Here is a 12798-nt window from a genome sequence, read left to right on the forward strand (position 1 = left end):
GCAGTGGAAGAATATCAGCCGGGCTTGACACTAAACCAAGAGAAATGGATGCCCACCTGTCATCAGAAAAAGGAACTCTGGTGCTAATTACGTCCATGGATCATTTGCCTGAAAGGAGGCAGACAATGAAGGCACTCGAGAGGTTGTTCATACCGCTAATATTGCTGTGCTTATCAGTCTTCGCCACAGCAGAATCGATTACCGAACTGCAAATCCAACTGGAAAGAACCCAGATATATTCGGCCAATCCCGGCAATCTTGCTGCTGGTGTCAGCGCCAGCGTCACCGAAAAAGTCGCCAAGCAGGCAAAGTACTATGAAGACGACGAGATCGTTTCCACCGACCAACTGATGGTCATCGGTAAAGACGCCGATAATCAGATTGTTTATCGGCAGGTGGTTGATAATCCGCTTCTTCTTCATGCTGAATCATTCAATCCCGATACTGGCGAAATTGAAACCGCTGAAGAGATCGTCAAGGATTCCGGAACGCTGCGTCTGGAAGTTCCGGACCAGAAAAATATCCGCACTCTGGAACTGAACACCATCGACAAACAGGACAACGGATATCAGTTCAATCTGCTCCAGCGCATCAATCTGGGGAAGAACCATAAGGCCACGATGTCTGAGTCCGTATCCTTGCAGGCCCAGGGCGCCAACGGAGTATTCAGTGTTTTCCAGACAGGCGAATCGGAAAACCGGGCAGACCTGGTGCTGCTTTCAGAAGGGTATACCGCCAGCGATCTCGCTAAATTTGAGGCAGATGTCCAGAATATCGTTGAAGGATATTTTGACGAAGATATCTATAAGGAATACAAGAACCATTTCAACGTCTGGCGGGTGGAAGTTGCCAGTAATCAGAGTGGTGCAGGCAACGGCTCCCCCATAGACACCAAATTTGGGGCTCACTTCAATTGTTACAACATCGAGCGCCTGCTTTGTGTGGATGAGAGCAAGGTGCTGAGCTATTTGAGATCGGTGATGCCTGCTAACGCCATGGATAAGGTGCTCGTCGTAGTCAACACCGAGAAGTATGGTGGTGCCGGTGGTCAAGTCGCTACCATGTCATTGGCGCCACAGGCCATCGACCTCGCTCTGCACGAACTGGGACACAGTTTTGCCAAACTTGCCGACGAATATGATTACGGCACCTGCAGAGTCTATGAACCAGACAATGCCAATGCCACCGCTGATTCATCCGGCGCCAAATGGCGGCACTGGTCAGATATCGATGCCAACATTGGTGTGTATGAGGGGGCCATGTACTGTCCAAGCGGCATGTATAGACCCAGCAACACCTCCATGATGAAAGTGTTGGGACAACCCTTCTATGCGGTAAATGAAAGCGAAATCGTGCGCCGGATCTATGGCCGTGTCGACGTTATCGATGCCGTAGAACCGGTTCAGTCCGACATCGCCATGAACAAGGGCGAATCCCGGGACTTTAACGTCACCCCCGTTGATACGACTTCCCGAACCGTCAGCACCCAATGGTATGTGAATGATCAGAAAGTGGGAGACGGCGCCAGTTTCACCTTTAACAGTAGTCAATACCAGGAAGGTGTTTACACGCTGAAGGTTGTCTCTGCGGATAAAACCTCTCGGGTCATCAAGGACCCCGATCAGTTACTGGTCGCCCAGAATGTCTGGACCATCAACCTGGGTGATTCCGGCTCCACCTGCGATGAGGCACCCGCAACACCTTCCGGTCTGGCAACGACAGACGTGGGCTCCACCTCTTTCAGCTTCAGTTGGAATACAGTGTCCACCGCTGAGAGTTACCGTACGGATATCTGGAATGAATCCGCTTCCAGGTGGGATACCCTGAAAGTCACAACGGATACCGCTGTCACCGCGACAGATCTTGAAGCAGGCAGCACCCAATGGGTCAGAGTTGCAGCGAAAAATGCCTGCGGCGAGTCCAGTCCTTCCGGATACATCACCGTGGAACTGACCGACAACCAGGACTGTACGCAGGCCCCCGGCACACCCGGTGCGTTTGCAGCGTCTGATGTCTCCAATGGACGCTTTACTCTCAGCTGGAGCGCCGCAGACGGAGCCACTTCCTATACAGTGCAGAAATGGACCGGATGGGAATGGCAGGATCATCAGGAAACGGACTCGACCTCACTCACCTTGACCGCTACCAACAAAGGCACCACCTATTACTATCGCGTTTATGGGAAAAACCAGTGTGGTAACGGACAGGCAACCAATTGGATCAAGGTTGAAATTCCTGAAGAGAAAAGCTGTTCGACGCCACCTGCGAAACCAACAGGATTGCGGACTCCTTATCTCTACTCCACCTGGTACAGACTGGATTGGCCAAAGGTTGACGGTGCTACTCAGTATGAAGTTCAAACCTGGGATGGGTATTCCAGAACCTGGAAGTCTCACACAACGACTGAGCAGAACTACGTGGATTTCTACAATCTACAGGGGGGTTACACCTACTACCCCAGAGTCGTCGCCAAAAACGCCTGTGGAGCAAGCTCCCCATCCAACTATCTATCGGTGACGCTTCCACGCTGATCCTGAAAAACCCGGCATCCCGCCGGTTTTTTTTATGCCTGTTTACATCTGTCCCAGTTTCAACTTTCATTTGTTATTGAGAATGAGAATCTATATCATTGGCATTTATTTGACTTTCATTTCCCGTTAATTGCCATAACCCAATGATGTACCCACGCCTGCCAGATCAAAATCGTTCACCTTTTTGTGCCACAGCGAGCAATGTCCTGGGCTGGTGCCTGGTGCTGGTGGTGTCTCTATTTCATCAGGTGACGGCTGCTTCGGAACGTACGGTTGAACACTCCATGGGAGTATCCCAAATCAGTGGCACTCCCACCAGAGTCGTGACGCTGTTTCAAGGTGCAACGGATACCGCTGTTGCTCTAGGCGTAATTCCTGTTGGCGTGGTGGATTCCTGGGTAGAGAAACCAACCTATAAATATCTTCGAAAAGATCTTCAGGGAGTTTCACATGTCGGCCAGGAGACTCAACCCAACCTTGAAATGATAGTAGGTCTCCAACCAGACCTGATCGTGGCCTCAAAAAGACGACATGAAAAGATCTACCACCATCTCTCCCAAATTGCGCCTACCATCGCCCTGGAGACCGTCTTCGATTTCAAGGAAACCCTTTCCATGATGGGGCTTGCTATGAACCTGGAGCAGCGGGCCACACAGCTGTTAAGGAATTGGGAGAACCGGATAGATGACTTTCAAACGCGTATACCCAGGAAACTGGGGAGTCAATGGCCTTTGGAAGTGGCACTTCTGAACTTTCGCGCTGATCATGCGCGCATATACCTCAAGGACAGCTATGCCGGATCGATACTCAACGACCTCGGCTTTCTCAGGCCTTCGAACCACCCCGAAGGACAGTGGGTGGTGAAGCTGACCACCAAAGAAAGTATCCCTGCCATGAATGCGGATGTCTTTTTCGTATTCATGACTGCAGATGATCCGGCAGTTGCCAGAAACTATCACCTGTGGACACTCCACCCCCTGTGGAAAAACCTGGATGCGCCGCAAAACCAACAGGTCTACCAGGTTGATGAAGTGGCCTGGAACATGTCCGGGGGCATTATCGGTGCCAATTTGATGCTGGACCAGATCTATCAACACTTTGATTTGTCCCCTGGCGCATAACAGGTCCAGGTATGAAGGGAATGAAGGGAATGAAGGGAAGAATGTATCAAGGTCAAAAGGTATTAAGGTAAACAGGAATCAAGGATGTTGAGATCTTTCCGCAGTTATCAGTTACTTATTGCCCTGTTGATGCTGGCCACCGCATTTTCTGCCAGTATTGTTCTCGGACAAACCTCTATTTCGCTTAAGACCGCTTATCAGGCATTCACGCAGTACGATCCCACGGTCATAGACCATATCATCATTACCACAACCCGCCTCTCCCGAGCTTTAACGGCCATATTCGTCGGCTCTGCTCTGGCGGTGGCAGGTGCGTTGATGCAGGCGCTAACCCGAAATCCACTGGCGTCTCCGGGCATCCTCGGCATCAATGCCGGAGCACTGTTTGGTATTGTGCTTTCTGCCACGCTGTTTTCTGTCGCTTCCCTGCAATACTACGTCTGGATAGCCTTTACAGGAGCGGGGATCGCAGGTGGCATGGTGTATTGCCTGGGGGCAATCGGCCGGGACGGACTAACGCCGGTCAAATTGGTACTGGCCGGAGCAGCAATAACCGCCCTGTTTGTTTCCTTTACCCAGGGGCTCCTGGTCGTCAATCAGGAAGGTTTGGACAGCATCCTCTTCTGGCTGGCGGGATCAGTCGCCGGACGCAGTCTGGAGATCATCACACCAGTACTTCCCTTCATTACGCTGATGCTTGTTGCCAGCCTGCTACTGGGACGTCATATCAATATTTTGATTTCAGGGGAAGATGTCGCCAGAGGTCTGGGCCAGAGAACGGTCATGATGAAATGGCTCATGGGCCTGATTGTGGTGGGGTTGGCCGGTAGCGCGGTTGCTATAGCCGGTAACATCGCCTTCGTGGGGCTGATCGTCCCCCATATGGCCCGAGCCATGTTTGGAACTGATTACCGCTGGATGCTGCCCGGCTGCGCGATGCTCGGGGCAACTTTGCTGTTAGCTGCCGACATCATGGCCAGATTCCTGATCATGCCCCAGGAAGTGCCTATCGGTGTCATGACCGCTTTATTGGGAACTCCCTTCTTCATCTTCCTGGCTCGCCGGGGTATGACATCAGGAAAGAAACGGGAGGTTCAGTATGGATAAACTACTGACATTCCGGACATCCTTGTTTTCAGTTCAGATCCATCCCGGCTCATTGAAAATCAACTGCCTACTAATTCTGGGTACTCTGGTAATCGCGGTGCTGTCATTGACAACCGGAAGCCTGTGGATAAATCCTCTGGAGGTCATCACAGAAATAGCTGATCCGAATAAGGGTCAACACACTTTCGTGATCGAAACTCTGAGACTGCCCAGAGTGGTGCTTTCGTTTCTGGTCGGTGGAGCCCTGGCGGTGTCCGGATTGATATTGCAAAACCTGATTCGAAACCCTCTCGCCTCGCCGGACATTATCGGCGTTACCAGTGGAGCCTCGGCAGCGGCCGTGTTCTTTCTGTCGTTTCTCAGCGGAACCCTGGGCACTGAATGGCTGCCTGTCGCCGCCATCATTGGCGCAACCATCACCTCTCTGGTGATTTACCTGCTGGCCTGGCGCCAGGGAATGTCTCCCATCCGTCTGGTTCTCATTGGGATTGGTCTGGCAGCGGGGCTGGGCGCTTTAACCACCTTTATGATTGTCCTCAGTCCGATCGCCACCAGCATGATGGCTTATGTGTGGCTGACCGGTACTGTTTACGGTACTGATTGGCAGGACGTCAAAGCTTTGCTGCCCTGGATACTGGTACTGCTTCCTGCTGCATTTTTGATGGCGAGAACCATCAATGTTCAGGAACTGGGGGATCAGGTGGCAATTAACCTCGGCGTCCCGTTGCAACAGGCGCGTTTTTTACTTCTTGCTATCAGCGTGGCATTAGCCGGCGCTGCCGTGGCTTATGCCGGCGCAATAGGCTTTGTAGGGCTTATAGCCCCCCATATCGCCAGACAGCTCGTGAACCGGAGCTTTGCGGCACTGGCTCCTGCGTCCATGCTCATCGGCGGAAGTCTGGTAATTGTGGCTGATACCATTGGCAGAACTGCATTCCTCCCTTTGGATGTACCTGCCGGTGTATTTGTATCTGCGGTTGGCGCACCGTTTTTTATATACCTGCTGTACCGGCAACACCGATAACAGGAGTCACACCGATGTATCCATTAGTCAGTCAATCACTCAGCCTGGGTTACGACGGAAAACTCATCATTAACAACCTGGACCTGAACATCCCCGAGGCCAGAATCACGGTTTTTGTGGGCAGCAATGGCTGTGGAAAATCCACTTTGCTGAAGTCTTTCGCCAGACTCCTGAAACCTCAACAGGGTTCCGTCCTGCTCGATGGTGAGGCGATTCAAAAACAATCGACACGTCAGGTAGCGAAGAAACTGGCAATTTTGCCCCAGGGGCCTGCGGCACCAGAGGGGCTTACGGTCTATCAGTTGGTTCAGCAAGGGCGATATCCCCACCAGGGCTGGCTACAGCAGTGGTCAGAAGAGGATGAACGAGTCGTCAACCGGGCACTGAAAAGCACCGACATGCATGAGCTTATGCACCGGACGGTCGATTCTCTCTCAGGCGGTCAGCGCCAGCGAGCCTGGATTGCGATGACTCTGGCCCAGGACACAAACATTCTATTGCTGGACGAACCCACGACCTATCTGGACCTGACCCATCAGATTGAAATTCTGGATTTGCTTTACGATCTGAATGAACGCGAGAACAAAACCATCGTTATGGTGCTTCATGACCTGAATCTGGCCTGTCGTTACGCCCATCATATCGTCGCGGTCAATAACCGCACCGTTTATACCCAAGGACTGCCGGAAAGGGTCATCACAGAAAAGACCGTAAAAGACGTATTTCATCTGGATTGCCACATAACCCAGGACCCGTTGTTTGGAACGCCTATGTGCATCCCTCACGGGAAAGGCAGACATGTCAGGGAAAAAGCAAAAAGGACTGACAAGAATAGCCAGGATACCTATGAAGCAGCTGTCGCCTGATGCGGAACAATGGGAAACACTGACCACCAGGTTCCGTTTGGTTTCCGCCGACCAACGTGATCACAGGAACTCCCTTCCCACACTGTCAATGCTCAATCCTCAGACCTGCGAAACATTACTGGATAAACTGACGCCGGTGATCCACTCACCTTCACGCAGAATAACGGCCTCACTATTGAGCAAGCGCATCGCGTTCCTCTACACAGCGGCCAGTCTCTATGCCATGAGCATGTACGATCTTGGACTGGATATGTCACCGGAAAATTCCTTCATCGAATACGGTTATGACAACCGCTTGTGGCAATCCAGTATGCCACTGACCAATCTCACAGCTTCGGTCCCTGAACCAAATCAACGTCACGCCTGGCGACAACACGTTATCAGGCAATTGTTCGCGGGGAATCTGGCACCGCTATGGCAAATACTGACAGAAGTTGCCCGGGTACCGTCCAAGATTCTATGGGAAAACACAGCTGTAAGGGTTTACTCACTTTATGAAAGACGAATGCTGGCTCAAGGCAGTAATGAACAGGAATCTAAGGCAGAAGAGGATTTTCATTATCTGATTTACGAAGCACCGGCGGAGTTATTCGGTACCACCGAAAACCCTCTGCAACAATTCTTCTGGCCAAAACAATGTGCTTTTCCTTCCGGGAGTCCGGTCCGCTTCAGAAAAACCTGCTGCTATTACTACAGGGCCAGTGATCCAAAAGAGTTCTGTTCCACCTGCCCTCTAACTCGACCAAAACAGCCACGGAAACCCATTCAAAAGGAGATTATGAACGTATGAATCAACTCGACATTAAAGATCAGGCTGAAAATTTACCCTATCGCATTTACCCAAGAGTTCAAGGTATCACAGAGGAACTGCGATCCCTGTATCAGGACATCGACGCCGCCACTGTCGGGCACATCACCGATTTCGGTTATGCCACCGGAATCAAACCTCTGTTCCGGCCTGTCAGAATGCTGGGGAATGCAGTTACGGTCAGGATCCCCCACATCAACGGCAGTATTATTCGGGAAGCACTGAAACTCAGCCAACCGGGCGATGTGCTGGTGATTGATATGTCCGGAGATGACATTCGTGCCTGCTGGGGCGAGCTGCGTACTCTTGCAGCAATGACCAAACCATTGGCAGGCGCTGTAGTTTCAGGATGTGCAACCGACGTTAAAGCCATCACAGAACTGGGCTTCCCGGTGTATTCCCGATCCACCAGTGCCCTCACTACCCGTAACCTGGATATGGAAGGCGAGGTGAATGTACCTGTCAGCATTGGCGGTGCTACCGTTCGCCCCGGAGATCTGGTGTTAGGAGACGACGACGGTTTGTTCTTTATTGACCCTGCAAAAGCTGCAGAATTGGGACATAAAGCTCTGGAAATACAGAAGCAGGAAGACAAAAGACGTCAGGAATTAACGCAGATGTTGCCTTCGAAATAGTTAAAGCCTCTGGAATTAAAAAAACTTCGAAAGACATTATCTCCCGAATAACTCAGAAATTTCCTAGTGTGGGTGCACATCAGGTGTGTCCACATTCCCTGTCACGCATCTCCACACCTCTGGCCAAACACAATGACCTCTGCCAACATTATCATTTAATTGATAGTCATTATCATTTAGATTAAAATTTGCCCACCTAATAATATAAAAAAACTTCCTTTAATACCTATAAACCTCCCAAGATTAATCCAGAGGTATCCACTCATGCAGTTAAAACCCTCTCATTGTGCCATGGCACTGCTGCCATTGGCTGTTGTCACCTGTTTGTCTCAAGCCGCCCCCACTGTTTTGGATGAAGCCGTTATTTCTTCCACCAGAACAGGGACAGAGAAAGAGGATTCTCCCCAGGTTGTGACCGTGATTACACGGGAACAAATTGAAAAGCAGTTAACCATTACATCAGATACTTCTCAGATTCTGAGCAATCTTTTACCAGCATACTCACCCAACCGCCAGAAACTCACCAGCAGCGGAGAAACCTTCCGCGGCCGCTCAGCCTTGTTGCTAATTGATGGCGTTCCGCAGTCCAATCCTTTACGTAATGCTGGTCGTTCAGGCCACACTATTGACATGTCCATGGTCGAGCGTATCGAAGTGATCCACGGTGCCAATGCCATTCACGGACTTGGCGCCACTGGCGGTATCATCAACTTCATCACCCGTCGTCCCACTGCAGAAAGCTTCAAACAACATGCAGAAATTCAGACGACCACTCCGACAGAAGAACTGGATAGCGATACTTTAAGCTACAAACTGAATTACCGGGCTGAAGGCACCCACGAAAATATCGAGTACCTGTTCGGCGTTACCTATGAAGAACAGGGGCTATACCTGGACGCAGATGGCGACAATATCGGTGTTGATAATACCCAGGGCGATCTAATGGACTCTCAAGCCTATGACCTGTTCGCCAAGCTGGGTTACTGGATTGACGACAATCAGAACATTGAACTGGAGATCAACCGGTTCATCCTTGAAGGCAACATGAATTATGTCAGCGTTACCGGTGATCGTAGTAATGGTATTGCTACAACCTCCGCTGAAGGGACACCGAAGGGGATTGCCCCGCGCAACAGGGTACTGACAGCCAGCGTTAATTATCGCCACGATGACTTCTATGGCATGACACTTACCGCCCAGGCATACAGCCAGCAGTTTGAAGGACGCTTCGGTGCTACGCTGACTTCAACCTTTCAGGATACCAGTATCGCACCAGACGGCACGCTCTATGATCAGTCACAAAATGAGTCAGACAAACTGGGCGCAAAATTAACTCTCAGTAAAGCGGATCTGTTCGACAATACGCTGAAATTAACCGGCGGGCTTGATCTTCTGCAGGACACCACCCAACAACGCCTGGTTCTGACGGATCGCAGTTGGGTACCCGAAACCACTTATAACAATTACGCTCCCTTCCTGCAGGCAGAATTCAAGCCTGTGGATAGCGTGATCCTCCACGCGGGTGTACGTTATGAACACGCAGAACTGGATGTGGATACCTTCCAGACCCTGGCTTCAGCCAATAGTGTCAGTGTGGAGGGAGGTAACCCCAGCTTCAGCGAAACTCTGTACAACACCGGCCTCGTCATCAAGCCTTTAGATTGGCTGAGCCTGTTTGCCAACTACTCAGAAGGTTTCGGTATGCCTGACGCGGGCCGTGTACTGCGCGGTATCAACCAGCCGGATCAGGATGTGGATGAGTTTCTGAACCTGCAACCTATTCTAACCGACAACCGGGAAATCGGGCTCCGTATCGATATGCAACCCGTTGCCTTCGAATTGAGCTACTACCAGTCAGATTCAGATCTTGGCTCCCGCCTTGAGAACATTGACGGTATTTATTTCGTCAAACGGGAGAAAACAGAAATCGACGGCATCGAAGCATCCCTGGGTATCCAGGCACATGAGCGACATCATCTGGAGTTCACTTATTCCCGCATTAACGGAGAATATGACAGCGACAAGGATGGATCAGTGGACAGCAAGCTCGATGGCCTTAACATCTCTCCAAACCGGCTAATAGTCAGCTGGAACGCCAACTGGTCTCCTAATCTCAGTTCCACTTTACAGACCAGCCATGCGTTTGACCGCAGTTTTGATGACCCCGAGAAGGAGTTTGACGGTTTTACCTTAGTGGATGCTTCGATCGGTTATCAGCTTCCGGTTGGTAAGTTAAGTGTCGCCGTAGCCAACCTGCTAAACGAAGACTACATCACCTACTACTCGCAAAGTGCGATTGTGAATGATGACAGATATTTCAAAGGTCGCGGCCGCACGCTGACACTGGGGTACGGTCTGGACTTCTAAACGGGAAGATTATTGAAGTGACCGATGGGGACTGCCTGACGGTCACTTCAATTCACAAAGCCGATAGTCTCCGACCAGAAGCAGACTTCATCAGCCTTGCGCTAACAGGTCATCCACCATGGTTAACGCCTGTTCTACGGACATCACCACTTTCATCGGACACGGAAATGCCGCCTGAACCTGAGGTCGAAGCAGCTTGTCCGCCTGGATCTGATCACGGGCAATTCTCACAATTCCCCTGCATTGAGAGGCCACAGCCTCCCGATTCGCCTTAAACCAAAGTACCTGCTGTTTTTTTCCTTCCAATGGAAAATCCAATAAGGCCCCATTTTCCATTACGATAACGTAAGGCTCCCCACGCTGTAATGCCTGGTCCATGGACACCAGCCACTCTTCGACCTGATGAAGCGTTACATTTCCCGAAAACCTCACCCACAGTACCGGCCAATATTCATCACTGATCTGAATTCCATGATATTGCTGGGTAAGAGAAATAAAGGGGGGCACCGACATTTGCAGACTCCATGATTGAAGGGCTTATTGCTACAAGGAATGAGCTGTTTACAATTGATATTCATTATCAATTGTGTATGATTATCAGTTATTCTATCTTATAAGCCAAGATTGTTTTCAAAGTACAAACCAAATTAGGAGGTACTGTGGAGTCGCTATCCATGTGGCTGGATGTCGCCGTGTTTTCCGTCCTTGGCACCATGAGTTTCATTGTGGTCTGGCTCGGTGTGGAACGAGTGCTCTATCTAAAGCGTCTGCCTGTTTCAAGTTACTCAAGCTACGACACACTGACGGTCGACCTAAGCCGCAATATCACGACCCTTTACAGCATCGGCGCCAATGCTCCATACGTCGGCCTGCTGGGTACCGTCGCCGGTATCCTTCTGACTTTTTACGACATGGGACAGCGGGGACAGGTGGATGTCAGTGCGGTCATGAGCGGCCTGGCCCTGGCCCTGAAAGCGACTGCCCTGGGTCTGGCTGTCGCCATACCCACCATTATTCTGGTTAATGGCCTGAATCGGAAAATTGAAGTCAAACAGGCCATGTGGCGGGCGCAACAGCAACAAGCGGCGGCAACATGAAAAAGTTCGACCAGATCAATGTCATTCCATTTATCGACATCATGCTGGTACTCCTGGCCATCGTGTTAACGACCGCCACTTTTGTCGTTCAGGGCCGTATTCCCGTCACTCTTCCGGAATCCCAGCAAGTGGATACTCCGGCAAAGGACACGATTGACATCACCCTGACAATTGCGTCAGACGAGTCACTTTACTGGAATGACGAAGCCATTGACCTTGAAGGACTAACACAGCGTTTACAAAAAACAGACACCCAGCCGGTAAAACTGTTGGTGGATGCGGAAGCTGTTTTCCGTCGCTTTGTGGAAGTCACCGACATCCTGAAACAGCAATCATTTAACGATGTATCCATCCTGGCGAAGCGTGCAACATGAAGTACCACCTGATTGGATTCAGCACAGCACTTACCCTCCATGCCGGTCTGGTCGCAGCAGGCGTTTACTGGTACCAGGAAAATACCTCGCCGCCCCCTCAGGGAACGCCTGTCGCCGTGGCAATCAGCCAGATAGGCTGGTCACAACCTGAAATCGCCCAGACACCTGCTCCTATAGAGCAACCGGAAACCGTTGAGCAGGTTGCGGATCAACCCCCTACTCCAGTAGAAGACGTACCTCCACGAGTCGAAGAAGTCATACCGGAACCCATTGCTGAACCTGAGGTTGTCGAAACGACACCTGTTCCTCCAGAACCTGAGGTTAAGCAGGTTACAGAGCCTGCCCCGGAACCTCCACAAGTGGTAGAGCAGTCCAAGCCCGAAACGCCCCAACCATCGGACACACAGGAACAGCCAGAGCCCCCTGAAGAAGTGGTTGCTGAGGCCAAAGAGACGCCAAATACCGACACTGCTGAGTCTGAGGAACAGCTTCAGAAAGAGTCCTCCCAACTGGCAAGTAGTGCTCCAGGCGTCGAGGAGAGTGTCGCAACTGATGCACCAGTGATTGACCCTCGTCTTGAACAGGAGTACCTGGCGGCACTGCACAGAGCATTGCAGAAAGCGATGCAATATCCTCGACGTGCCAAGCGTCGCCGTCAGGAAGGGGTCGCACTGGTGGAGTTTACGGTTTACCGGGAAGGAAAACTCGAAGGTATTCAACTCAGAGAAAGCTCAGGTTTTCCAATTCTGGACGAAGCCGCGCTGGATACCGTCAGGTCCATCAAGAAATTCAAGCCAATACCAGATCAACTAGCCAAGAATATGCTGACACTGGCCATTCCGATCAGGTTTCAGCTACGTTAAATCTT

General features: G+C 51.0%; 12 protein-coding genes. 11 read left to right on the forward strand and 1 reads right to left on the reverse strand.

Annotated features, from left to right (window positions below; genetic code table 11):
- Window positions 1-125 precede the first annotated feature (125 nt).
- The 8 genes from F566_RS0111425 to F566_RS0111460 all read left to right on the forward strand — a co-directional run bounded on the left by F566_RS0111425 (window position 126) and on the right by F566_RS0111460 (window position 10459).
- A complete protein-coding gene (locus F566_RS0111425) occupies window positions 126-2531 on the forward strand; it encodes a M64 family metallopeptidase (RefSeq protein WP_020407121.1) in 2406 nt (801 codons plus the stop codon).
- A gap of 143 nt (window positions 2532-2674) precedes the next feature.
- Complete coding sequence (locus F566_RS0111430) at window positions 2675-3652, forward strand: ABC transporter substrate-binding protein (protein WP_026179936.1); 978 nt, start codon at window positions 2675-2677, stop codon at window positions 3650-3652.
- Window positions 3653-3736: 84 nt separating this feature from the next.
- Window positions 3737-4759, forward strand: coding sequence for a FecCD family ABC transporter permease (locus tag F566_RS0111435; RefSeq protein ID WP_020407123.1), 1023 nt, complete (start codon window positions 3737-3739; stop codon window positions 4757-4759).
- Window positions 4752-5783: a FecCD family ABC transporter permease gene (locus tag F566_RS0111440; RefSeq protein WP_020407124.1), complete on the forward strand. Its 1032-nt coding sequence runs from the start codon at window positions 4752-4754 to the stop codon at window positions 5781-5783. Before F566_RS0111435 ends, F566_RS0111440 begins: the two co-directional genes overlap by 8 nt.
- 14 nt (window positions 5784-5797) lie before the next feature.
- Entirely contained in the window at window positions 5798-6649 is an 852-nt protein-coding gene (locus tag F566_RS0111445; RefSeq protein ID WP_020407125.1) for an ABC transporter ATP-binding protein, read from the forward strand.
- Window positions 6630-7439 (forward strand): IucA/IucC family C-terminal-domain containing protein, encoded by an 810-nt coding sequence (locus tag F566_RS0111450; protein ID WP_020407126.1) that lies wholly within the window; start codon window positions 6630-6632, stop codon window positions 7437-7439. Before F566_RS0111445 ends, F566_RS0111450 begins: the two co-directional genes overlap by 20 nt.
- Window positions 7436-8092, forward strand: a complete 657-nt coding sequence (locus F566_RS0111455) for an RraA family protein (protein WP_020407127.1) — start codon at window positions 7436-7438, stop codon at window positions 8090-8092. Before F566_RS0111450 ends, F566_RS0111455 begins: the two co-directional genes overlap by 4 nt.
- A 264-nt stretch (window positions 8093-8356) precedes the next feature.
- Window positions 8357-10459: a TonB-dependent receptor gene (locus F566_RS0111460; protein WP_020407128.1), complete on the forward strand. Its 2103-nt coding sequence runs from the start codon at window positions 8357-8359 to the stop codon at window positions 10457-10459.
- A gap of 90 nt (window positions 10460-10549) precedes the next feature.
- Here the strand turns inward: F566_RS0111460 and F566_RS0111465 are convergent, their stop codons facing one another.
- Complete coding sequence (locus tag F566_RS0111465; protein WP_020407129.1) at window positions 10550-10972, reverse strand: hypothetical protein; 423 nt, start codon at window positions 10970-10972, stop codon at window positions 10550-10552.
- A gap of 146 nt (window positions 10973-11118) precedes the next feature.
- Between F566_RS0111465 and exbB the strand changes: the two genes are divergently transcribed.
- The 3 genes from exbB to F566_RS0111480 are packed head-to-tail and all read left to right on the forward strand — an operon-like array spanning window position 11119 to window position 12793.
- The gene (exbB, locus tag F566_RS0111470; protein WP_026179938.1) at window positions 11119-11556 is read left to right on the forward strand and encodes a TonB-system energizer ExbB; all 438 of its coding nucleotides are present in this window, start codon (window positions 11119-11121) and stop codon (window positions 11554-11556) included.
- The gene (locus F566_RS0111475) at window positions 11553-11930 is read left to right on the forward strand and encodes a biopolymer transporter ExbD (protein WP_020407131.1); all 378 of its coding nucleotides are present in this window, start codon (window positions 11553-11555) and stop codon (window positions 11928-11930) included. The genes exbB and F566_RS0111475 overlap by 4 nt, the downstream gene beginning before the upstream one ends.
- On the forward strand, window positions 11927-12793 hold the full coding sequence (locus F566_RS0111480; protein WP_020407132.1) for an energy transducer TonB: 867 nt from the start codon (window positions 11927-11929) through the stop codon (window positions 12791-12793). The genes F566_RS0111475 and F566_RS0111480 overlap by 4 nt, the downstream gene beginning before the upstream one ends.
- Window positions 12794-12798 lie beyond the last annotated feature (5 nt).

The organism is Hahella ganghwensis DSM 17046, from assembly GCF_000376785.1.
Lineage (GTDB): Bacteria > Pseudomonadota > Gammaproteobacteria > Pseudomonadales > Oleiphilaceae > Hahella > Hahella ganghwensis.